Here is a 23373-nt window from a genome sequence, read left to right on the forward strand (position 1 = left end):
GGGGTCGGCCCCAACATGATTGCTGTACCTTAAAGTGTGGTCGTTATTTTTGCGGCTTCAAGTCTTTTTTTGCGAAAACTGTGCCAGTTTGTTCATTTTTCCCGTTTTCATAGCGAATTTAATAACTAAAACTTATCTTTTAGACGCCGGATCTCGGCAAAAACCTTCGCATTGCTGGCGCCGGGCATTTGCAACCGCTCTCGGATCTCGGGGCTTTCAGGCCTTAAGAATGGATTGGTGGCGCGCTCTAGTGATAGACGCGAAGGAACCGTTGGCTTGCCCTGTTGATTGGCCGCGATCGTATCCGCCTGGCGTTTGATCAAATCCGTATTTTGCGGTTCTATAGTGATTGCAAATTTCGCGTTGGCCAGCGTGTATTCATGCCCCGAGCATACCAGCGTGTCTGCCGGCAGGTTGCGCATCGCATCCAAGCTTTGCCACATTTGCTCTGCCGTCCCTTCAAATAAGCGGCCGCAACCCAGCGCCATCAGACTGTCAGCAGAGAAGAGTAGCTTGGCCGCTTCGAAATAAACCGCGATATGCCCCACCGTATGCCCGGGCACATCCATCACGCGCCCCCGCTGCGATCCGATAACAAGCGTATCCCCCGCAACAACCGCTCGGTTCAAGCTGGGCAATCTATGTTGATCCGCGGCTGCGCCGATCACTTGCGCGCGATGCACGGCCAAAACATCTGCTAAACCCGCAACATGATCATCGTGATGGTGGGTTAATAGAATATGCGTGAGAGACCATGCTTTTTCTTTCAAGATTGCAAGGATTGGCGCGGCGGCGGGCACATCAACCAGTAGCGTTTCACCACTGGCGTGATCGCGCAGAAGAAATGCGTAATTATCCGATCGGCAGGGGATGGTTATCAGCTCATATGGCATAGGCAATCCTTCTTTCACTTGCTACACTGATATATGTTTGGCGTATCCGAGAGGTCGGTGCAATGCATCTTGATGTACAAGATCTTCGAAACTTTTATTATCGTGAGCCGCTTGGCCGCGCCGCGCAGCGCGCATTGCGCAATAAAGTTTTGCAGTTTTGGCCAGATCTGAGCGGCCAAACCATTACCGGCTTTGGGTTCGCAACCCCTTTATTACGGCCCTTTTTGCCCCAGGCGCGCCGCGTGATTGCCTTAATGCCAGGCCCTCAGGGGGTGCTGGCCTGGCCCAACCCGTCGCAGAACGTATCCGTTCTGACTGATGAGCGGTTTTGGCCGCTTGAAACGGGGCATGTGGATCGGTTGATCGTTTTACACGGGCTAGAAACCAGCGAGGATGCCAATACCGTCTTACAAGAAGCTTACCGTGTTTTGGGGCCGGGTGGGCGGGCGCTTTTTATCGTGCCCAATCGGGCTGGATTGTGGTCGCGTAGCGATAAAACGCCTATGGGGTTTGGCAGGCCTTACAGCACCAGCCAGCTGGAAACACAGTTGCGACTTCACGGCTTTTTGCCGCAAAAAGCTTCGGCTGCCCTGTTTCAGATCCCTTCCAATCGGCGCAGTTGGCAAAAAATGGGACCGTTTCTTGAGCGTATTGGCAATCGGCTGCCGCGGCTTGCCGGCGGCGTATTGATGCTGGAAGTGTCAACGCGCACGCCGCCGCTGCCGGGGATGAAAACCCCCGTCTTGCGGGCGCGACCCCTGCGCGTGCTAGAGGGGTTGCGCGCCGCTGATCCCAAACCGGCCTTAGAACGGGCGAAAGAACGCTGCTGAGTTTGGCTGAGGAATCGTGTTTTTCGATATCACGGTGCGATTTTTTTGGCTTAAAAATAGGCAATAGCTTGTGTTTTTAAAAAGCGCTTTGTTTTTATTGGTTTTTTTGATCTTGCGAAATGTAGCAAGGGCGGTTGCTAGGCGGGAAAGGCTCTGCTAAACGTGCCCCGATTTTATTGATTTGCTTTGCGCAGATCTTCTAACGCTTAGTGATGATCGCGTGGTGCGAGGTCTGATCTGGCCTGACAGTGGAAGGATAACAGTGTCCGAACCAGCTTCTTTTACGTCCAGCATCGCTGCCCGTTATGCGTTGGCAGTTTTCGAAATCGCCCAAGAGGCGGATCAAGTCGCTGATCTTGAAAAAAACATCGACGTGTTATCCGAGGTGCTTGATACGAGTGAGGATTTCAACGCGATGCTCAAATCGCCCTTGTTGAGCCGTGGCGCGCAAGGTCAGGCGATTGCGGCTGTGGCCGCAAAATTGGGGCTGTCGGAGGATCTGTCAAACACCTTGGCTTTGATGGCCAGCAAGCGGCGTTTGTTTGTTGTGCCGGCATTGATTGGCCAGTTGCGCGCGCTGATTGCTGAGCAAAAGGGCGAAGAAACGGCGGATGTGACATCGGCCAAAGCGCTTACGAAAACGCAAACTGACAAGCTGACTGCCGCGATCAAAGCGCAGATTGGCAAGGATGTGAAAATTAATGCAGCTGTCGATAAAGATCTTATCGGTGGTTTAATTGTTAAGGTGGGATCTAAAATGATCGACACGTCGATCCGGTCCAAACTTAACGCCCTTCAGAATGTAATGAAAGAGGTCGGATAAATGGGTATCCAAGCAGCCGAGATATCTGCAATTCTCAAAGAGCAGATTAAAAACTTTGGTCAAGAGGCTGAAGTGGCAGAAGTGGGGCGCGTGCTCTCCGTTGGAGATGGGATCGCGCGGGTTTATGGTCTTGATAATGTGCAAGCGGGCGAAATGGTCGAATTTCCCGGCGGCATTCAAGGCATGGCATTAAACCTAGAAGCCGATAATGTGGGTGTGGTTATTTTCGGGTCTGACCGCGATATCGTTGAAGGCGATACCGTCAAGCGCACGAAATCAATCGTGGATGTTCCTGTTGGTGACGCGCTTTTGGGCCGTGTGGTTGACGGCCTTGGCAACCCGTTGGATGGCAAGGGGCCGATCGCAACCGAAACGCGCGGCGTTGCCGATGTGAAGGCGCCGGGCATTATCCCGCGTAAGTCGGTGCATGAGCCGATGGCCACGGGTCTGAAATCTGTTGACGCGATGATCCCGATTGGCCGCGGCCAGCGTGAGTTGATCATTGGCGATCGCCAAACCGGTAAAACGGCGATTGCGCTGGACACGATCTTGAACCAGAAATCCTATAACGAAGCGGCTGGCGACGACGAAAGCAAGAAATTGTATTGCGTCTATGTGGCCGTGGGTCAAAAGCGTTCAACGGTTGCCCAATTGGTGAAGAAACTGGAAGAAACCGGTGCGATGGCCTATTCAATCGTGGTTGCGGCGACCGCGTCGGACCCGGCACCTTTGCAATTTTTGGCGCCTTATTCAGCCACAGCTATGGCCGAGCATTTTCGCGATAATGGCCGCCATGCGCTGATCATTTATGATGACTTGTCCAAACAGGCTGTGGCCTATCGCCAAATGTCATTGTTGCTGCGCCGTCCACCCGGACGTGAAGCCTATCCGGGCGATGTTTTCTATTTGCATTCACGTCTGCTCGAGCGCTCTGCAAAGCTGAACGAAGACAATGGTGCGGGGTCTTTGACGGCGCTGCCGGTGATTGAAACGCAAGGCGGCGACGTGTCAGCCTTTATTCCAACCAACGTGATTTCGATCACGGACGGCCAAATCTTTTTGGAAACCGAACTGTTTTATCAGGGCATCCGCCCCGCGGTGAACACGGGTCTATCGGTGTCACGCGTTGGATCTTCTGCGCAAACCTCAGCGATGAAAACAGTCGCCGGCCCTGTGAAGTTGGAATTGGCGCAATATCGCGAAATGGCAGCCTTTGCCCAGTTTGGCTCAGATCTTGACGTGGCCACGCAGCAATTGCTGAACCGTGGCGCGCGCCTGACCGAGCTGATGAAGCAGCCCCAATATGCACCCTTGACCAATGCCGAGATTGTTTGCGTGATTTTCGCGGGAACAAATGGATATTTAGATGGGATCAGCGTGGGCGATGTTGGTCGCTTTGAAAAAGGGCTTTTGGCGCATTTGCGCGGCAAGCATGCAGATCTTTTGGCCTTCATCACCGATGAGGATCCAAAGATCAAAGGCGAAGCCCAAGATAGAATTAAAGCTGCTCTTGACGAGTTCGCCGCCGATTTCGCGTAGGAGATCTGCTAGATGGCAAATCTAAAAGATCTTAAAAACCGCATCTCCAGCGTTAAAAACACGCGGAAGATCACCAAAGCCATGCAGATGGTCGCAGCTGCAAAGCTGCGGCGGGCGCAGGAAAGTGCCGAGCAATCGCGCCCTTATGCCGAGCGGTTTATGGGCGTGTTATCCGGCTTGGCAGCCTCTGTAGGCAAAAGCGAGGGCGCGCCAAAATTGTTGCGTGGTACGGGCGAAGATCAGGTGCATTTGCTGGTTGTCATGACCGCAGAGCGGGGGTTGTGTGGAGGATTTAATTCCAACATTGCCAAACGCGCTCGGGCCCATATCGCACAGCTTCAGGAGGCGGGGAAAACCGTAAAAATCCTGACAGTGGGCAAAAAGGGTCGCGATCAGCTGAAACGTGATTTTGGCGATGTGTTTATTGACCATGTTGATCTGACCGAAGTGAAACGGGTTGGCTATAGCGATGCCCAAGCCATCGCGCGCGATGTGGTTGTTCGCTTTGATGCTGGAGAGTTTGACGTTGCAACGCTCTTCTATTCAAAATTCGTAAATGTGGTGACGCAGGTGCCAACAGCGCTGCAGGTTATTCCAGCTGCGTTTGAGGAAGAAACCGAAGCGGATAGCACAGTTTATGATTACGAACCCAGCGAAGAAGCGATTTTAAGCGACCTTCTTCCGCGCGGCGTGGCAACGCAGATTTTTTCCGCTTTGCTGGAAAATGGCGCGTCCGAGCAAGGCGCGCGCATGTCCGCAATGGATAACGCCACGCGCAATGCAGGCGATATGATCGACAAACTTACCATCGAGTTCAACCGGTCACGTCAAGCCGTGATCACCAACGAACTTATTGAAATTATCTCGGGCGCAGAAGCGCTCTAAAGACCGGAGACGAAACTATGGCAAACTCAAAAGGCAAAATCACTCAGGTGATCGGCGCCGTTGTCGACGTTCAATTTGGCGAAGACTTACCGCCAATCTTGAACGCGCTGACCACGGACAATAACGGTAAAAATCTGGTTTTAGAAGTTGCGCAGCATTTGGGTGAAAACACAGTGCGGGCGATCGCGATGGATGCGACCGAAGGATTGGTGCGTGGACAGCAGGTGTCTGACACAGGTGGCCCCATTCAAGTGCCCGTTGGCAATGGAACATTGGGCCGGATTTTGAACGTAACGGGGGATCCGGTCGATGAGCAGGGGCCTGTGAAATCAACCGAAACGCGCGGTATTCATGGCGATGCACCGGATTTTGATCAGCAATCTACAGAAACCGAAATTTTGGTCACTGGGATCAAAGTGATTGACCTTCTGGCCCCCTATACAAAAGGTGGGAAAATTGGTCTGTTTGGCGGTGCTGGCGTTGGCAAAACCGTTTTGATCATGGAATTGATCAATAACATCGCTAAAGTACACTCGGGCGTGTCGGTTTTTGCCGGTGTGGGCGAGCGGACGCGTGAAGGTAATGACCTGTACCATGAGATGATTGAATCGGGTGTGATTGTGCCCGACAATCTCGAAGAGTCAAAAATCGCGTTGGTTTATGGCCAGATGAACGAGCCTCCCGGAGCGCGGATGCGGATTGCCTTATCTGGTCTGACTTTGGCCGAGCAGTTTCGCGACGATACGGGATCTGATGTGCTGTTCTTCGTTGATAATATTTTCCGCTTTACGCAAGCGGGTTCTGAGGTGTCTGCGCTTTTGGGCCGGATCCCGTCAGCGGTGGGATATCAGCCAACATTGGCGACCGATATGGGTGCGATGCAAGAACGCATCGCTTCCACGAAATCGGGCTCAATTACCTCAGTGCAAGCGGTCTACGTGCCTGCGGATGACTTGACTGACCCCGCGCCGGCCACCTCTTTTGCGCATTTGGATGCGACCACAGTTTTGGATCGTGCGATTTCGGAAAAAGGTATTTACCCGGCGGTGGATCCTCTGGGATCGACCTCACGGTTGCTTGACCCAATGATCATCGGTGAAGAGCATTATACGGTTGCAACGGATGTGCAGCAGGTACTTCAGCGTTATAAATCCTTGCAAGATATCATTGCGATTTTGGGCATGGATGAATTGAGCGAAGATGATAAGCTGGCGGTAACTCGGGCGCGTAAGCTCGAGCGTTTCTTGTCGCAGCCCTTTGACGTGGCGAAAGTGTTTACGGGCTCTGATGGTGTTCAGGTGCCTTTGGACGAAACCATTGCCTCTTTCAAAGCGGTTGTCGCGGGCGAGTATGATCATCTTCCCGAAGCAGCATTCTATATGGTCGGTGGCATCGATGAAGTGATCGCTAAGGCCGAAAAACTGGCTGCAAGCGCGGCCTAGAGGAGCCTCTTATGGCGAATATGATGCAATTTGATCTGGTGAGCCCAGAAAAGCTATTATCTTCTCAGCAAGTGGAAGCAGTTTTGATTCCAGGCGCGGATGGGGATTTGATGGCGATGCCGGGTCATGCGCCGGTGATCACGTCTTTACGCCCCGGTATTTTGCGGGTTCAAACCGCAGCCGGAAGCGAGGAATACGTTGTCACGGGCGGGTTTGCTGAAATTGGCGAAAGTGTGTCGGTTCTGGCCGAAAAAGCGGTGCCAAGCGCTGAGCTGACCCAAGAGGGCTTTGAGGCGTTGGTGGAAGAAGCGAAATCTGCCTATGGGCAGGCGCAAGACGCGTTTGTAAACGAGCCTGGCCCTGTTGATGATGCCGCTAAAATGCTGTCGGATATGGTGGCTGTTGGCGACCAAATGGGATTATCCGGTACCCGCTAAATCTGCGCTCTAGTAGAAATTTTAAAGGCTCGCTTTTGGCGGGCCTTTTTATTTTTGGGCTGCCATGGCCAGCCTGATGAGGGCGCGCTCAACAAGCTCTAAGGCGGGCGCGTGTTGATTGGCCGAGCGCAATTGTAGATCGAGATCGGTTAACGTTTGAAGCGCCATTTTAGATTTAGACAGGCTCCAGCGCGTCGCGCTGCGTTGAAAGCGGTCACGCCGTGGGCCGAAGACCGGTGGTCGAAGCTTTGAAATGCCCGCGCTGGCACCTGCTGGGTCGCTGGCGATGCTGAATAGAATTTTGAAATGCCGCACCGCGCTTATGCATAAGGTTACGGGCTGCATTCCCTGCGATTTTAACCGCTGCATTAAGGGTCCGATCGCCTCTGCACGCCCTTCGCTGACCACCCATAGAATATCATCTAGCGCAGCTTCTTGGGAATTTGGCGCACAGTTTTGGATATCTTCCAGCCCCAGAGGCGTTGCATCATGCAGTTTGTAAAGCGCTAGCTTTTCAAGCGTTTGCCGAAAATCGCCCGGCTCCAATTCGCGCGCCAAAGCGCTAAGCGCTTTCAGGCCGATATCGCCAGGATTTTGCAACCCGGCCTTTTGCAATTCAGCGGCTATTTCAGCTTGGCTGGGAGGATCATCATAAATGGCAATCGCATAGGTATTAGGATGCGTTTCAAAGGTTTTTCTTAAGTTTGAAGAGGCCCGCAATTGCCCTGCGGTCACGATAATTTGGGCGTCGCCTTGCTGCCAATCCTGCAACGCGGCGGCAATGGTTTTGGTCAGCCCATCGGCCGCGTCTTCCAAAAACACCACCCGTTGACCTGGAAAAAATCCCTGCGCTTTCACGGCGTCAATCAGGGCGGCCGGGTCTTTGCGCAAGTCGGCACCAGAGAGGCGTGTGAGGCGCATTTCTTCGCTGCCTTGGGGGCCCAACAGCGCTAGGATCATGCTTTGTCGGCGCATCGATACGCGCATCGCATCGGCACCATAGATCAAAACTCCTGCCCGATTGGGGTCGGGTTTGGCGCAATATGTGGCAATATCGCGCGCGGGCAGTTTCATGGCTTGGCCTGGGGTTGGATCAAGATCAGGGCATCCAATACTTTATCGGCCAGCTGGATCATTAGGCGGTCATAGGCATCATTGCTCGCGGCTAGAATTGCCACATTAGAGCCGCTTTGTGCGTAACCGGTAAACGATTTTACGCTGCCCGATTGCACCTCTTTTCCATCGGCTATTTGAACAATGGTATAATCAGCAAAGCCGGTTACAATCTTGCGTTGCGCTCGGCCGTCCGCAGCGATGCCTGCTCTGGCTTCGCTTTTGCGCGGCGTAATGCTGAGCAGATATCGGGTTCCTTGCCCGCTATGTAGCCGCTCTGAAAGGCGGTTATAAAGCACATAGCTGTCGCGATCTTTGGGCACATCCAGCTCGATATTTTGCAGAAAATCTGCGGTCTCTGATCCCGATTTATAAAGTGGCTCAAGCGTACATCCGGCAAGCGCCAGCCCTATCAAAAGGCTTGCGCTGTAAAGGATATTGCGCCTAAACCACCACATTCACAATGCGCCCCGGCACTACAATAATTTTCTTCGGAACAGCCCCGTTTAAGGCGCGCTGCACCGCCTCTTCCGCCAAAGCCAGGGCTTCGATCTTGTCTTTTGCGAGATCCTTCGCAACGGTTATTTCCGCCCGCCGCTTGCCGTTTATTTGAATTGGCAGCGTGAGCGTGGTTTCAACCAGCATAGCCTCATCTGCCTGCGGCCATGCGGCGTTTATAACCAAGCCGTCGCCGCCTTGCCGGGCCCAGATATCCTCTGCCAGATGCGGGGTCATTGGCGCCATCAGTTGCGCCAATATCCGCATCGCATCGCGTTGCACGCGCCCGCCGGCCTGTGATTTGGCCAGCGTGTTGGTAAAGCCGTATAGCTTTGCAATCGCGGCGTTAAAGCCAAATGATTCCACGCCCAGCGTGACATCACGGATGGCTTTATGCATCTCGCGGAGCAGGGCCTCATCCCCGTTCCCGGTCTGCGCCATATCCATTTGCGCGATCTTTTCACTCAGCGACCAGACGCGGCTAAGATGGCGATGCGCAGCCTCCGCGCCGCTGGCGGTCCATTCCACATCGCGTTCTGGCGGGCTGTCAGAGAGCACGAACCAGCGGGCGGTATCCGCGCCATAAGCTGAAATAATATGCACCGGATCCACCACGTTTTTCTTCGACTTTGACATTTTTGCCGAAGGAATAATTTCGACAGCGCTGCCATCTGCCAATTTCCCATCGCTTACATCTTCAGGAAGGTGATAGACGGGGCGTCCCTTTCCATCACGGGTCTGATAGATTTCATGCGTGACCATGCCTTGCGTGAACAACGCATTAAACGGCTCAACATTCGCACGGCTTGGCAAATGCCCGGTAAGCTGCATCGCCCGCGAGAAGAAGCGCGAATAGAGCAAATGCAAAATCGCGTGTTCAATCCCACCGATATATTGATCCACATTCATCCAATAGGCGATATCTTCGGCCGTGGTGGGTTGCGCGGCATGCGGCGCGGTAAAGCGGGCAAAATACCAAGAGGAATCAACGAATGTGTCCATGGTGTCGGTTTCACGCAAAGCCGGTTTCCCGCAGGCGGGGCAGGCACAATTGCGCCATGTCGGGTGGCGATCCAGCGGATTTCCGGGTTTGTCAAAACTGACATCATCGGGCAGAATCACGGGCAGGTTTTCTTTTTTCTCGGGCACCACGCCGCAGGCATCGCAATGTACAACGGGGATCGGGCAGCCCCAATAGCGCTGGCGCGACAAGCCCCAATCGCGCAACCGGTAATTGGTAACGCCCTTGCCCCAGCCTTGTGCTTCGGCGAAGGCAATCGTGGCATCCACTGCCTCTTGCCCGGTGGCCATGTCGAGCCCGGCGAAGTGGTTGGCCCATTTCACTTTTTCAGATTTAGGGGGCACAAACGCCAGATCCGCAACCGGCGTGTCATTATCGAGCGCAAAAAAGGTATCAATCACGGGCAGGTCATATTTGCGAGCGAAATCCAAATCGCGTTGATCATGCGCAGGGCAGGCGAAAATTGCTCCGGTGCCGTAATCCATCAAAATAAAATTCGCGATCCAAACGGGCAAAGTCCAGTCAGGGTTTAGCGGATGGCGCACGCGCAACCCCGTATCAAGGCCGTTTTTATCGGCTTTTTCCATATCGGCTTCCGAGGTGCTCATCTGCCGGCATTCTTTGTTAAAGGCTGCAATCTCGGGATTTGAGGCCTCGAGCTGCCGGGCCAGCGGATGATCGGCCGAAATACCAATAAAAGATGCGCCAAGCAATGTATCCGGGCGCGTGGTGTAAACAGCAATTTGTGAATGATCGGTCGGCCCATCGATCACATCAAAGGCAAATTCCAACCCCCGCGATTGCCCGATCCAATTGGATTGCATCAGTTTGACCTTGGCAGGCCAATCATCTAGCCCGTCGATCGCCTGCAAAAGATCTTCGGCATGGTCGGATATTTTGAAAAACCACTGCGTAAGCTCGCGCCGCTCGACCAACGCGCCCGAGCGCCACCCGCGGCCGTTTTCCACCTGTTCATTGGCCAAAACGGTCATATCCACCGGATCCCAATTGACCACAGCGTTTTTACGATAGACGAGATCTTTCTTTAAGAAATCCAAAAACAGCGCTTGTTGTTGCCCATAATATTCCGGATCGCAGGTGGCAAATTCGCGCGACCAGTCGATCGACAGGCCAAGCGGCTTCATTTGCGCGCGCATATCGGCGATATTGCTATAGGTCCAATCTTTGGGGTGGCCGCCTATTGCCATCGCGGCGTTTTCAGCCGGCATTCCAAACGCATCCCAGCCCATCGGGTGCAACACATTATGCCCGGTGCTGATTTTATGGCGGGCAATCACATCGCCCATTGTGTAATTGCGCACATGGCCCATATGGATCCGCCCCGAAGGATAGGGAAACATCTCAAGCACGTAATATTTTGGTTTGCTTTGATCGCGTGTGGCCGTGAAGACGCCAGCGTCTTCCCAGCTTTGTTGCCATTTCGCTTCTATTTCACCCGCCTCATAGCGCATCTTTTTGGAATTCCTTGCAAGCATTTCTGTTGGTATGGTGATAGTGGTTTCGGCGCGCAGCGTCCAGAGCCGCGCTGGGCTTTCTCGCAATGGCTGGTTCGGGTATCTGCTGGCTTTGCGCATCGGGCAGTGGCCGCCCGAAAGGGCACGCAGGATGGCGACATGCAGTGCCGAACTGGTTTGGCAAACTGTGGCATTCCTGCATCAGATTGAAGCCGCTCTTGTCGGCCGCGCATGGCAAAGCTTGCAAAACACCCCCGAAACACGACAAGAGGGTTTCATACGCCGCGCTGACTACCGGTGCGGCTATCTAAGTTTTAACTTCGAGGAAAAAAAGATGAAAAATGTTCTTCTCGCGACTACAGCGATTGCGTTGACTGCAGGTTATGCAGCAGCGGACGTATCTTACAGCGCTTCAGCAAAATTGTCGTATGGCAACTTTGGTGAAGAGTTCCAAGCCGGCGCCGCAGGCGTTCAAGGTGTAGAAGGTACAACTAACGTTGGTACCGCAGGTACAGGCTATGCATATAGCAACACATTCGATTTCGTTGTGTCTGGTTCAGGTGAAGCCGGCGGCGTTGCATATTCAGGCAGCATGACAATTGACGAAACGACCCCTGGCAATGCTCTGGGCGCGTTCTCAATGAGCTCAAACGGCTTGTCATACACATATGATGCCAACGATCTGGGCGGTCTTGTAGGTGATACAGCGGCCACCAGCTTGGAAGAGAGCGAAGGTGATTGGAAGATCGCTTATGCAGCAAATGGTCTGTCAATTGGTCTTGAAGTGAAAGACAATGATGGCAACGGCACAGCTTCTGACACCATCAACACTGTATCTGTTGGTTACACAATGGGCGCAATGTCAGTGTCATATGATGCAGATGATCAAGCTACTCAAAATTATGACGCCAAAGTGACCTACACAATGGGCGGAACCGTTTTGTCTGCTGGTACAGATGAAATCGAAAGCCACTATGTCGGTATCACAACAACAGTTGGTGGAATGGCTTTGACAGCACGATCTGAAACTGATGGCAACACAGCAGCTGATACAGCCGAAAACGAATTGTCAATCTCATATACAATGGGCGCTTTGACCATTGCTTATGCGAAAGACACAGGCGATGTGGGCAAATATGGTGATGAAGCCGAAACGCTGACAACATTGACGTATGACTTGGGCGGCGTAACGCTGGTTGCCAAAGGCAACGACCAAGAAGAAACAGAAGTTTCAGCAGCATTCTCATTCTAAGTTAAACAACTTAGTTTGGATGGAAAGAGCAGCCTATGGGCTGCTCTTTTTTTTATGGACGTCCTGCTTTTGCAGCTTTTGGCGCCTGTGAATGCGGGGGCCGGTTCTATCCGGGGTGATGTGCGGCAGCGCGGCTTTAAAACGCCGCGTCATTGCATATGGCTTTCGAATTTCGATCGGCATGTTGTTTGGGTTCTGTTGCGCGCTCCTTTAAGGTTTAAAACAGCGTCGAAGGTTGAAATCACCCGTAAAACCCTATCCTATTGAGGATAAACTACGAGCGAAGAGAAAAGCGCATGAGCCTGGATCAAATTAAACAGCGGATTACACGCGCGGTTGAGGCGGTTGCGCCGCCCGCGGCGGGCATTAAAACCCCTCCTGAATTGATCGCCGTGTCAAAAGTGCAACCCGATGAACGCGTGCGCGCGGTGTTGGCGCAAGGGCATCGGTGTTTTGGTGAGAATAGAGTGCAAGAGGCGGCGCAAAAATGGCCGAATTTCCGTGCTGAGTTTTCCGGCATAGATCTGCACCTCTTGGGGCCGTTGCAAAGCAATAAAGCGCGCCAAGCGATGCAGCTATTTGACGTGATACATTCACTTGATCGGCCAAAACTGGCAGCCGCCTTGGCCCGATTGGCGCAGGAACTGGGACAATGTCCAAAACTGTTTATTCAGGTTAACACGGGGTCCGAGCCGCAAAAAGCCGGGATTTTAAACGCCGATTGCGATGCGTTTATCGCCGATTGTCGCGCGCTTGATTTGCCGATTATCGGGCTGATGTGTATTCCACCGGCTGAAGAAGAGGCCGGCGCCCATTTTCAGCTTTTGGCCGATATGGCGGCGCGCAACGGCTTGTTAGGGTTATCGATGGGCATGTCGGCAGATTTTGAATTGGCCATCGCCCATGGCGCCACGCATATCCGCGTTGGATCGGCTATTTTTGGCAATCGGGTGCCAGCGGCTAAGCAATCACCAGCTTAGTGCCAAATCTAAGGCCTTTGGCGATGCGGCGCAGATCCGTGCGCGACACGCCGATACAGCCTTCGGTCGGATAATGCGGCCGCCGCCATTGGTGCAAAAAGATCGCCGAACCGCGGCCTTTCACAGCATAGGGCCAGTTCCAATTGGTGAGGATTATCAGATCATAAAGCGGATCCGCCCGCATTAACCTTTCATGGCGGCCTGAATAGGGCGTCCGCACCATCATATTATAGTCTTGATCGGTTGGATCATCCGACCAAAGATCGCTTGGGCCAATCGGGTGCGCCCAGTCGGTTGGTGCTGCTAACCTATCGGGGCGATAGAGCAGGCCAACGATTTCATGGCTGCCGGACGGGGTTGCCCCATCGCCTTCGCGCTTACGATCGCTGATGCCGCCGCGCCCAATGCTGCAAGGATAGTATCGGCCCTGAAACCGCAGGCCGCGTTTGGTAAGCACGATATCCTTTGGCCTCACCCTCACAAAAGATGCCCGGATTTTTGCGCCTTTGTCGACAAATAGCTTGCGTTGAGCGGGTTTTCCCCCCGCTTTAAGGGCACGCGCTCTGCGACGGTGATGCCTTGTTGCTCCATCATCGCCACCTTTGCCGGATTATTGGTAAGCAAGCGGATTTGCGAAATGCCCAATTTGCGCAGGATTGAAGCGCCGAGGCGAAAATCGCGCTCATCATCTTCAAACCCCAAGCGGTGATTGGCTTCTACCGTATCAAAGCCCTGATCTTGCAACGCATAGGCGCGCAATTTATTTGTCAGGCCGATTCCGCGCCCCTCTTGGTTGAGATAGAGCAAAGTGCCCGCGCCCTCTTGCCCCATCTGCTGCAGCGCCCCCTGCAATTGGGGGCCGCAATCACATTTTAAACTGCCCAGAACATCGCCGGTAAAACAAGCCGAATGCAAACGCACCAAGACGGGTTGGGCACGGTCAAGAAGACCGATTTCCAGCCCGTAATGTTCTTCACCCCCATCATCAGGTCGAAACACATGTAAGCGGGTGTTTGCTGCAGGCGCGGTTGGGATTTGCGCTGCTGCAACCGAAGATAACACGCTTTGCGCCTCTAAAAACGGTTTGGTTTGCTCGGCGTTCAGGCGCGTCAGCATTGCAAGATCCGGCCCGCTTATTGATCCGGGAAGGCTGGCCATCAGCGCAGCCGGCAAAAGATGCGCCGATTTCACCAAGGCCAGCGCAATCCGATCCAGGTGAACCTCTCCCCCGCGCAGGGTTTGAAACGGACCTTTCAACGGAACACTGAGGTCATCGACCGGGTTTGCAAGGCTTCGAAGCCAGGCCAAATTGCGATCTGCAGGCAGCGCAAGCCGCGCCAGATCGCCGTCATAGGCAGCAATTTTCAGCGTTTCTGCGCGCTGTTTGGTCAGCACCATATGCAGGTGATGCTTGGACGCAATCATCTGATCTAGCCGCGCCTGGCTCAGCGTTTCGATGGGCACCACCAAAGTTTGCGCTGGCCCGGCGCTTAAGATCACGGGCACGCCCATGCGCAAATCAGTACGCGCGCGCGCGATTTGTTCAATGATTGTTAACGCGACCCTCATTTTGCGCCTGCAAACCCTTCACATTGCTTCGTTTGGGTTGTGCTGGAAACGCAGAAGCGGGTCAATGTTTCATTTTTGGGTGATTTGGCTGCAAAACCCTCACAATCCCACACGTCCGCGTGAACAACCGGAGAGAAGTCTTGCATAAAGATTTAAAGTTTCCCATGTCTAAAGGCACAGAAGAGGGATGGGTTAAATGACGCAGGTAAGTTCGGTTTTATTGGTTGAGGATCAGGATGATCTACGAGACGCCCTTTCAGATCAACTGCTCGTCACGCAGGAATTCATGGTGGAGCAGGCTGCAAACGGGCAAGAGGCGCTGCACCATATCGCGCAAAAAAGCTTTGATCTGATTATCTTGGATGTTGGGTTGCCAGATACGGATGGTCGCGAGCTGTGCAAGGTGATGCGAAAGCAGAATGTGAAATGCCCGATCGTGATGTTGACCGGCCATGATGGTGATGCGGATACGATCCTTGGTTTGGATTCAGGGGCCAATGATTACATTACAAAGCCTTTCAAAATGGCTGTGCTTTTGGCCCGTTTGCGCGCCCAATTGCGCCAACATACGTTGTCAGAGGATGCAAGTTTTACGCTGGGGCCCTACACGTTCCAACCCTCCCATAAGATCTTGACGGGTGCGGATGGCCAAAAAGTCAGACTGACTGAAAAGGAAACCAATATATTAAAATTTCTGCTGCGCGCCGGCGCTGTGATCGTACCACGGGAAAAATTATTGCATGAGGTGTGGGGGTATAATGCGGCCGTCACAACCCATACGCTGGAAACGCATATTTACCGCCTGCGGCAAAAGATTGAAGTGGATCCATCGCAGGCCAGTCTTTTGGTGACAGCGGCGGGCGGATATAAATTGGTGGCCTAGTCTATTTGGCGGAGCATTTTGGTGGGATTTAATCCGAATCGGATGCCGGAAAAGGCGCCGCCTGCAGTGCAAACCGCGTTGGACCGGCCCCTTGTTTGGCCAGGTGATCCTGCGCATTGAACAAATGGCAGGCTTTCATCGAAAGGCAACCGCAGCCAATGCAGCTTTCCAATTGATCCCGTAAGTTGGTTGTTTGCTGGATTTTTCTATTCAATTCAGCCCGCATGGCCTGCGAGACCAAGGCCCATTCAGCGGCGGTTGGCGATCGGTTCTGCGATAAAGGTGCAAGCAATTTTTTGATGTCGCGCAGGCGGAAACCACATTTTTGGGCTATGATTACAATTGAAACGCGGCGGATATCCGAGCGGGGATAGCGCCGTTGACCGGCACGGTTGCGCCGTGGTTTTAAAAGACCTCGCGTTTCATAATAGCGCAATGCCGAGGCAGCAATACCCGTGCACCTTGCCAGAAAGCGGATAGAAATTTCCTGCATCTTTCAAAAACCATTTGTCTTAAACCATGGTTGAACCGCTATCAGAAGAATCAGGTATTTTTAAGATGCGAGGTATAGGGTGGAACATATTAGTTTAGAGCATGCGAATATTACGGTTTCTGATCCTGAAAAAACCGCGGCCTGGATGCAAACAGTTTTTGGGTGGCGCATACGCTGGCAGGGTCCAGCACTAAATACTGGATATACGGTTCACGTTGGAACAGACGCTCAGTATCTGGCGCTGTATTGCCCTGCAGATCTGCAGAAAACACCGTCTGATCCAGATGGTTTTCTGGGCGGCTTGACTCATATTGGAGTCTGCGTGCGCGATCTTGTGGCCTGCGAATCCCGCGCGAAAAAAGCGGGGTTTACACCCCGTGACCATGCAGAATATGAACCAGGGTCGCGATTTTATTTTCATGATTTTGATGGCATTGAGTATGAAGTGGTCAGCTATTCCTTTGAATAACGCTGTTGCATCAACAGGCCCTGTGCTAGAGGCCTTCTAGCACATTTGAAAGGAGCCTTGTGATGTCTTTTACGCTTGCCACTTGGAATATTAATTCTGTTCGCCTGCGCGTTGATCTGGTGGCGCGCCTGCTGCAAGAAAAGGCGCCGGATGTGCTGTGTTTGCAAGAATGTAAATCGCCGGTTGAGAAAATTCCCGCCGAGGTTTTTGCCGAAATTGGTTATCCTTACATGGTTGCACGGGGCCAGAAGGGGTATAATGGCGTTGCGATTTTTTCTAAGCGGCCGATGGAAGAAGCCGCTGGGGAAGATTTCGCAGGATTGGGCCATGCCCGCCACATTGCCGGCCGTCTGGACAACGGGGTGACGATCCATAATGTCTATGTGCCGGCAGGCGGCGATGTCGCGGACCGGCTTGTGAATGAAAAATTTGGTCAGAAATTGGATTATCTGGCGGATTTGCGTGATTATTTTGGTGCCGCCAAGCCGCAAAAATCAATACTTGTGGGAGATTTAAACATCGCGCCACGCGAAGATGATGTTTGGAGCCATAAGCAATTGCTGAAAGTGGTCAGCCACACGCCGATAGAAGTTGCCGCTTTGGCTGAAACTCAAGCTGCGGGTGATTGGGTGGATGTGACCCGCCAGGATATCCCGGAGGGGCTTTTATATAGCTGGTGGTCTTATCGCGCCAAAGATTGGAACGCAGCGGATAAGGGGCGCAGGTTGGATCATATTTGGGCCAGCAAAGATATTGCGCCGCTTGCCCATTCGTCAAAAATTCTGCGCGACGTGCGCGGATGGCAGCAACCCAGTGATCATGTGCCGGTTTTTGCCAGCTTTGACCTTTGAATTTCGCGCCACAATCGCCATATAACCATTTAAGATAATTAAAGAGGTAGCAAATGCTTGAATTAGGACAACCCAGCGCGCCGGCAGCGGCTGATGTGATTGCTGATGTGAACGAAAGCGAATTCATGACCGCAGTCGTCGAGGCCAGCAATACTATTCCTGTGATTGTTGATTTTTGGGCGCCATGGTGCGGGCCTTGCAAAACATTGGGGCCGCAATTGGAAGAGGCGGTGAACGCCGCCAATGGCGCCGTAAAAATGGCGAAAGTCAATGTTGACGAAAACCCGATGGTATCTGAGCAGCTGCGCGTGCAGTCAATTCCGACGGTTTATGCATTTTGGAAAGGCCAGCCGATTGATGGCTTTCAAGGCGCGGTTGCCGCCTCGGAGGTGAAAGCATTTGTAGAGCGCGTGGTGGCCGCTGGCGATGGGGCGCCGGGGGGCGGTTTGGCGGATGCGATCGAGGCGGCTGAAGAGATGCTGGCCGAAGGTGCTGCGGAGGATGCCGCCCAAACCTTTGCCGCCGTGCTGGAAGAAGAGCCAAATAATCCGGCTGCCTATGGCGGTTTGGTGCGTGCCCATATTGCTTTGGGCGATCTAGAGCAAGCAGAAGCTGTGCTGAACGGAGCCCCTGCTGAGATTGCGCAGAGCCCAGAATTGGAAGCCGCCTTCGCTCAGCTTGAGTTGGCCAAACAGGGCCAAAATGCCGGCCCGCTTGAGGATTTGCGATCCGCGGTTGCGGCAAATCCGGATGATCATCAGGCGCGGTTAGATTTTGCGCAGGCGCTATATGCAGCTGGTGAGGCTGAACCGGCTGTGAGCGAGCTTTTAGAGCTGTTTCGCCGCGACCGTGAGTGGAATGAAGGCGCCGCCCGCGCGCAGCTTTTCACCATATTTGATGCGTTAAAGCCAAATGATCCGATCGTTTTGGCGGGCCGACGCAAATTAAGCTCGATGATATTTGCCTGAACGGTATCGGGCGCTAATATTTGCATATGACAAATTCTTCTGATTTTCCCGATATCATACCCGTATTCCCCCTGCCCGGGGCGTTGTTGCTGCCTCGCTCGCGTCTGCCTTTGCATATTTTTGAGCCGCGTTATCTTGCGATGATCGAAGATGTTTTGAAAACACCGCATCGCTTGATTGGTATGATACAGCCCCGCGGGAAAAAAGCCTCGGACCGCATGCAAGCGATTGGATGTGCCGGCCGCGTGACCCAATTTTCGGAAACTGAAGATGGCCGTTATATGGTGACGCTGAGTGGGGTATCACGCTATCGTATCGGCGCAGAAGTAGACGGGTTTACCCCTTATCGCCGCTTTGAAACCTCTTGGACGGGCTTTGAAGGTGACCTTGCAAAATCTGAAAAAGATCCCGGATTTAGACGTCAAACGTTTTTCAAATTGTTGGAGCGTTACTTTGAAAATCGCGGTTTATCGACGGATTGGGAAACCTTGAAAGACGCTGATGATGAATTGTTGATCAATTCGTTGTCGATGCTGCTTGAGTTTGAAAGCGAAGATAAACAAGCTTTGCTCGAAGCCCCCTCATTGATGACGCGTCGGGAAACGCTGATCACCTTGATTGAATACAGTATGCGCGGTGGCAATTCTGATGAGATGTTGCAATGACTGATGCGGCGGCGCAGGCAGATCGGCGGATGCTCGAAGCCTTGGTTTGCCCGCAAACGCATACGCGGCTTGAATATTTGCCCGATCGTCAAGAATTGGTGTCAAAAGCCGCGGGCGTGGCCTATCCAATTCGCGATGGTATTCCGGTCTTACTGCTTGATGAAGCGCGCCCTTTGGCGTGAGGCTTTTGCCTCGCGGCGCGCTGAGATTATGCACCTGGCTTGGCGCTGAAACCAAAGCGTCGATAAAAAATGAAAACAAGCGTCTTTTAGGCTGCGAATAAAGCCCATCTGGCCCCACGAAAAGCGCGTGCAATGGGTAGGTTGCTCTGCAAGCAGTTCTGCACGGGATCTGTTCGGGGGTCAGGGGGCAATACGTATATGCGCGGGTGGTTTCTGTTCAACCCAGCGCTGATAGGCGGCGCGATAGCCTGTTTCCAAATGGTTGGTAAGCAAGCCTGCATCAAATAACGGGCTGGTTCTGCGGTTTTGCGCAAGCTTTTCTGTAACCGTCTGAAGCTGCTGGGGCGAGCGTGCCAGATCAAGAATAAGCGCCTCATAGGCCGCCTCGGTTTCTACGATTAGCTCGGGCAGTCCGATGGCGGTTAACAGGCTGGCGGCAACCCGCGCTGCAAAGCCTTTGCCGGCTTTTGTGACCAGCGGAAGGCCGGCCCAAAGCGCATCACTGGCCGTGGTATGGGCATTCACGTTGAACGTATCTATAAAAAGATCCGCGCAGCTATGGCGGGCCAAATGTTCGTGATGGGCAAGCTTTGGCGCAAAGATCAAACGGCTTGGATCGATCCCGCGGGCTTGGGCGGCGTTGCGCAAGTTCTGCGAGACCCATTTATTTGCCTCCAGCAGCCACAGTACGCTGCCCTCGATTTGCGATAGCAGGCGCATCCAAATGTCGAATTCACAGGGGGTTATTTTATACGAATTATTGAAACAGCAGAGCACAAAAGCGTCTGCAGGCAAGCCAAGCTGGGATCGGCTATAAACGGTGTTTGCGATTGGGCGCATATCATCATTGGCCTGATAGCTATGCGGTAAAAAGATAATTTTCTCAGAATAAGCGCTTTCATATGCGCGAGGTATAACGACTGGATCGGCAATAATATAGTCGATGAAAGGCGCTCCAAGGCTGCCCGGATACCCGATATAACTGATCTGTATCGGCGCTGCTTTGAAGGCGAAAATGCCAAGTCTGGTATTTTGCGTATAGCCCTTTAGGTCGACCGCTATATCAATTTCATGGTCGCGCGCCAAAGCGGCGATGTCAAAATCGCTCAACTGGCGCACATTGTGAAATTTATCCACGGCGGCTGTAAGCCTTTTGCGCATGCAATCATTGGTGTTTGGCCCATAAGAATAGGCGTATATTTCAAAGTCTGATTTGCTATGCTTTTCAAACACGCGCGCCATCAAATACATGGTTGCATGATCATGAAAATCTGCCGAGAAATATCCGATGCGCACCGGTTTAGCGCGCTGTGCAGGGCGCGCGGCTTCGGCGAGGGGTTTTTGATTATATTTTTTCTCAGCAAAAAGTTTTGAACGCTGCAAATGGCGCATTGGATGATCTTCAAACCCCAACATATTCCAAGGCGTAACATCGGGTGTGCTCACACCGAGTGTTGCAATCATCGTTCGGTCTTGCTGCAACGCGCTCCAATCGCATAGGCTGGCTTGCTGGAACATTTTTTGACCATATGCCACAAGATGGTTCGGGTTTATCGCTATGGCTTTTTGATAACTTTCAATCGCGCGCGTCACTGCGCCCAATTCTTGATGGGCAACACCCATATTGTTATAGGCATCTGCGTAATTTGGATTTAGGTCTACGGCTTTTTGATAGCTTTTAAGCGCGGTTTCCAATTTTCCTTGGCCATAAAGCGTTAAGCCAAGATCGTTATGCGCCTCAGAAAATTCCGGCTGCATCGAAATCACTTTGCTAAAGGCGTTACAGGCAGCTTGGAAATCACCGTTTTCTTTATACGCGCGGCCAAGGTTTAAAGAGGTGATATAATTTTCAGGCTGCAACTTCAGCGTTTTCAAAAATGCTTTAATCGCATTTTCAAACGCGCCTTGTGCCATCATTGCATTGCCCAAGTTACCCTGCGCTGGAACAAATTTGGGATCAATTTTAAGCGCTGCTTGATACTGGCGAATAGCTTGCGCGATATCGCCGATTGCCTGCAATGAGAGCCCTAAATTGCAATGCGCGGGGGCATGGTTCGGCTCTAAAGTAAGCGTTTTTTTATAATGTAGAATCGCTTTTTGAAATTCAGAATTTGCCCGAAAAGCATTGGCCAATTTAAAATGTGCCGCGCCGTTATTTGGCGCAAGCTCTATAACGTTTTGAAAGCAGGCAATCGCGTTTGCCAGATCCTGATTTTTTTGGTGGGCGATGCCCAGATTGAATTGGGCGTCGATAAAAAACCTATCCAAGCGTAAGGCGCCACTCAGCAACGTGATGGCTGCTTGAGCTTGGTTCAGTTGGTTGAACACAGATCCAAGCAAGTTGAGTAAGGCTTTGTCTTTTGGAAAAGCATTTGCCAGGCCTTGTGCTTGATTTGCCAAGTCAATGAAATTTCCTTTTTGATACTGTTCTTTGAGCGCATTGAACTCTGTCAGGGGCATTTGCCCTGGCCTTGCAGGGGCTGATACGCCTTTAAGCATAGCAAGGGCTTTTAATGCGCGCGGGTTTTTTGGGAATTTGGTCAATACCGCTTGATACAGCTTTATGGCCTCAGCGATGCGGCCGGCTTTGTGCAGCGCGGCGGCGTCACGCAATGTTTTGTCGACAGATTGAGTCATAAGAAACACGCTGTTTGGTTGCTGGGCTTTGGGCAGTTATAAATTATTTTAATCAAGCCACAATCTAAGAGTTAAGCGTGAACGCGGCTTACTCGATGCCCTGCCTCAAGGCTCAAACTGCGGTGATCAGGGCTGTGGGGTACGCTTGAAAAATATTTTTCAAACAGGCATTTCAGGATGCTTTGTTAGCGCATCAAATCGGGCAATGTGCCTGTTAATCCTGCGGCTTCGCGGATGAAACTGCGGCGGGCTTTAGGTACAGCGTTGATCATGGCCATCCCCATGTCGCGCCCCAATCTTAGCAGGCTATTATCATTTGAGAATAGACGGTTGAATGTATCGGTTGCCAAAGCCAGACTGGTTGCGTCAAAGCGCCTCCATTCTTGATAGCGCATCAACGTAGCACTGGCCCCAATATCTTCGCCGCGCAATTTTGCTTCTTTCAGAACTTGCACAAGCGCTGCGATATCGCGCAGGCCCGCATTCAGACCTTGGCCCGCAATGGGATGCACGCCATGCGCGGCATCGCCGATCAAAGCCAACCTTGGCGCAACGAAACTTTCCGCCAAAGTCAGATCAAGCGGGTAGCTGTAGCGCTGGCCGGCCATGCTGATTTTGCCTAGATAATCGCCAATACGGGGCTGCAATATCGACAGATAATCGGCCTCGCTCAGCGCCATGATCTGTTTGGCGTTTTGCGCGGTTTCGCTCCACACGATGGATGCGCGGTTTTCTGTTAAGGGCAAGATTGCCAAAGGGCCGGCCGGTAAAAAATATTGGCAGGCCACCCCATTATGCGGGATCTCGTGCTGTATTGCGCAAACAAGCGCTGTTTGTCCATATTCCCAGCCGATGCGTTTGATTCCGGCGCGGCCCGCAGAGGGGCTTTTGCGCCCATCTGCCCCGATCAAAAGGCTGGTTGAAATTTGGCGCCCATCTGACAGGGTCAGCTGCATTTCACTGCCCGATATCGACTGCTCAATCAGCGCGGTGCCAGCGATATACTCAATGGTCTCATAGCGCGCCATCGCCCGTTGAAGTAGGGGGCGCAAGAAACGGTCCTCGACCATATGCCCCATCGGACCTTCTTCAATTTCGGCATGATCAAATTGCATAAATAAAGGCGAGGGGCCCGTGCTGGGGCTGCCATCGGCAACTTTGATTTTCAAGATAGGCTGGGCCGTTTCTGCAAGATCCGCCCAAAGCCCCAAGGCCTTAAGCAACCGCACGGAGGTAAGAGCCATCGCGTAAGAGCGCCCGTCAAAGCCCTGCTCGACTTGCGTATGGGCCGCAAGCTGATCAACAACAACCACCCGAAACCCGGCTTGCGCGGCGGCCAAGGCCGTGGCGGCGCCGGTTAAACTGCCGCCCACAATTGCGATATCTGCGTTCTTCATCATGCGCTGTAATATGGGCTTTTTCTACGCATTGTCCATGCGCGGTGATGACGCTAGTCTAGGGGTAACAT

General features: G+C 52.7%; 23 protein-coding genes. 14 read left to right on the forward strand and 9 right to left on the reverse strand.

What is annotated here, in order from left to right; genetic code table 11:
• Window positions 1-125 precede the first annotated feature (125 nt).
• Window positions 126-893, reverse strand: a complete 768-nt coding sequence (gene gloB / locus UM181_08210; GenBank protein WQC64579.1) for a hydroxyacylglutathione hydrolase — start codon at window positions 891-893, stop codon at window positions 126-128.
• Between the two features lie 62 nt (window positions 894-955).
• Between gloB and UM181_08215 the strand changes: the two genes are divergently transcribed.
• The 6 genes from UM181_08215 to UM181_08240 all read left to right on the forward strand — a co-directional run bounded on the left by UM181_08215 (window position 956) and on the right by UM181_08240 (window position 6849).
• The gene (locus UM181_08215) at window positions 956-1723 is read left to right on the forward strand and encodes a methyltransferase domain-containing protein (GenBank protein WQC64580.1); all 768 of its coding nucleotides are present in this window, start codon (window positions 956-958) and stop codon (window positions 1721-1723) included.
• Window positions 1724-1985: 262 nt separating this feature from the next.
• On the forward strand, window positions 1986-2546 hold the full coding sequence (locus tag UM181_08220; GenBank protein ID WQC64581.1) for a F0F1 ATP synthase subunit delta: 561 nt from the start codon (window positions 1986-1988) through the stop codon (window positions 2544-2546).
• Window positions 2547-4085 carry a F0F1 ATP synthase subunit alpha gene (gene atpA, locus UM181_08225; GenBank protein ID WQC64582.1) on the forward strand — a complete coding sequence of 513 codons (1539 nt, stop codon included), beginning with the start codon at window positions 2547-2549 and terminating at the stop codon, window positions 4083-4085.
• A gap of 12 nt (window positions 4086-4097) precedes the next feature.
• Window positions 4098-4970 carry a F0F1 ATP synthase subunit gamma gene (locus tag UM181_08230; GenBank protein ID WQC64583.1) on the forward strand — a complete coding sequence of 291 codons (873 nt, stop codon included), beginning with the start codon at window positions 4098-4100 and terminating at the stop codon, window positions 4968-4970.
• Between the two features lie 17 nt (window positions 4971-4987).
• A complete protein-coding gene (gene atpD / locus UM181_08235; GenBank protein WQC64584.1) occupies window positions 4988-6412 on the forward strand; it encodes a F0F1 ATP synthase subunit beta in 1425 nt (474 codons plus the stop codon).
• An 11-nt stretch (window positions 6413-6423) separates the two neighbouring features.
• Window positions 6424-6849 carry a F0F1 ATP synthase subunit epsilon gene (locus UM181_08240; GenBank protein WQC64585.1) on the forward strand — a complete coding sequence of 142 codons (426 nt, stop codon included), beginning with the start codon at window positions 6424-6426 and terminating at the stop codon, window positions 6847-6849.
• Window positions 6850-6897: 48 nt separating this feature from the next.
• On the opposite strand, the gene UM181_08245 is transcribed toward UM181_08240, so the two are convergent.
• From UM181_08245 to leuS, 3 genes are read right to left on the reverse strand one after another with little or no spacing between them, the layout of a single operon-like run.
• Window positions 6898-7923, reverse strand: a complete 1026-nt coding sequence (locus UM181_08245) for a DNA polymerase III subunit delta (GenBank protein ID WQC64586.1) — start codon at window positions 7921-7923, stop codon at window positions 6898-6900.
• Window positions 7920-8420 (reverse strand): hypothetical protein, encoded by a 501-nt coding sequence (locus tag UM181_08250; protein WQC64587.1) that lies wholly within the window; start codon window positions 8418-8420, stop codon window positions 7920-7922. The genes UM181_08245 and UM181_08250 overlap by 4 nt, the downstream gene beginning before the upstream one ends.
• On the reverse strand, window positions 8407-10953 hold the full coding sequence (gene leuS / locus UM181_08255) for a leucine--tRNA ligase (GenBank protein WQC64721.1): 2547 nt from the start codon (window positions 10951-10953) through the stop codon (window positions 8407-8409). Before leuS ends, UM181_08250 begins: the two co-directional genes overlap by 14 nt.
• 154 nt (window positions 10954-11107) lie before the next feature.
• Here leuS and UM181_08260 point away from each other — a divergent pair, with 154 nt between their 5' ends.
• Window positions 11108-12208: a hypothetical protein gene (locus UM181_08260; protein ID WQC64588.1), complete on the forward strand. Its 1101-nt coding sequence runs from the start codon at window positions 11108-11110 to the stop codon at window positions 12206-12208.
• Window positions 12209-12504: 296 nt separating this feature from the next.
• Window positions 12505-13188, forward strand: coding sequence for a YggS family pyridoxal phosphate-dependent enzyme (locus UM181_08265; protein WQC64589.1), 684 nt, complete (start codon window positions 12505-12507; stop codon window positions 13186-13188).
• Here the strand turns inward: UM181_08265 and UM181_08270 are convergent.
• The gene (locus UM181_08270) at window positions 13169-13663 is read right to left on the reverse strand and encodes a L,D-transpeptidase family protein (GenBank protein WQC64590.1); all 495 of its coding nucleotides are present in this window, start codon (window positions 13661-13663) and stop codon (window positions 13169-13171) included. The genes UM181_08265 and UM181_08270 overlap by 20 nt on opposite strands.
• A gap of 2 nt (window positions 13664-13665) precedes the next feature.
• The gene (gene ribA, locus UM181_08275; GenBank protein WQC64591.1) at window positions 13666-14757 is read right to left on the reverse strand and encodes a GTP cyclohydrolase II; all 1092 of its coding nucleotides are present in this window, start codon (window positions 14755-14757) and stop codon (window positions 13666-13668) included.
• Between the two features lie 196 nt (window positions 14758-14953).
• On the opposite strand from ribA, the gene UM181_08280 reads away from it, so the two are divergent.
• Window positions 14954-15640 (forward strand): response regulator transcription factor, encoded by a 687-nt coding sequence (locus tag UM181_08280; protein WQC64592.1) that lies wholly within the window; start codon window positions 14954-14956, stop codon window positions 15638-15640.
• A 28-nt stretch (window positions 15641-15668) separates the two neighbouring features.
• Here the strand turns inward: UM181_08280 and soxR are convergent, their stop codons facing one another.
• Entirely contained in the window at window positions 15669-16133 is a 465-nt protein-coding gene (gene soxR / locus UM181_08285; protein ID WQC64593.1) for a redox-sensitive transcriptional activator SoxR, read from the reverse strand.
• Between the two features lie 79 nt (window positions 16134-16212).
• Here soxR and UM181_08290 point away from each other — a divergent pair, with 79 nt between their 5' ends.
• The 5 genes from UM181_08290 to UM181_08310 all read left to right on the forward strand — a co-directional run bounded on the left by UM181_08290 (window position 16213) and on the right by UM181_08310 (window position 19268).
• The gene (locus UM181_08290; protein WQC64594.1) at window positions 16213-16602 is read left to right on the forward strand and encodes a VOC family protein; all 390 of its coding nucleotides are present in this window, start codon (window positions 16213-16215) and stop codon (window positions 16600-16602) included.
• A gap of 62 nt (window positions 16603-16664) precedes the next feature.
• The gene (locus tag UM181_08295; GenBank protein ID WQC64595.1) at window positions 16665-17453 is read left to right on the forward strand and encodes an exodeoxyribonuclease III; all 789 of its coding nucleotides are present in this window, start codon (window positions 16665-16667) and stop codon (window positions 17451-17453) included.
• Between the two features lie 53 nt (window positions 17454-17506).
• Entirely contained in the window at window positions 17507-18421 is a 915-nt protein-coding gene (locus tag UM181_08300; GenBank protein ID WQC64596.1) for a co-chaperone YbbN, read from the forward strand.
• A gap of 26 nt (window positions 18422-18447) precedes the next feature.
• Entirely contained in the window at window positions 18448-19086 is a 639-nt protein-coding gene (locus tag UM181_08305) for an LON peptidase substrate-binding domain-containing protein (GenBank protein ID WQC64597.1), read from the forward strand.
• Window positions 19083-19268 (forward strand): Trm112 family protein, encoded by a 186-nt coding sequence (locus tag UM181_08310; GenBank protein WQC64598.1) that lies wholly within the window; start codon window positions 19083-19085, stop codon window positions 19266-19268. Before UM181_08305 ends, UM181_08310 begins: the two co-directional genes overlap by 4 nt.
• A 180-nt stretch (window positions 19269-19448) precedes the next feature.
• On the opposite strand, the gene UM181_08315 is transcribed toward UM181_08310, so the two are convergent.
• A complete protein-coding gene (locus UM181_08315) occupies window positions 19449-21905 on the reverse strand; it encodes a tetratricopeptide repeat protein (GenBank protein ID WQC64599.1) in 2457 nt (818 codons plus the stop codon).
• A 185-nt stretch (window positions 21906-22090) separates the two neighbouring features.
• Window positions 22091-23305, reverse strand: a complete 1215-nt coding sequence (locus UM181_08320) for an FAD-dependent monooxygenase (GenBank protein WQC64600.1) — start codon at window positions 23303-23305, stop codon at window positions 22091-22093.
• Window positions 23306-23373: the final 68 nt, after the last annotated feature.

The organism is Alphaproteobacteria bacterium US3C007 (genome assembly GCA_034423775.1).
Classification (GTDB): Bacteria; Pseudomonadota; Alphaproteobacteria; order Rhodobacterales; family Rhodobacteraceae; genus Thalassovivens; species Thalassovivens spotae.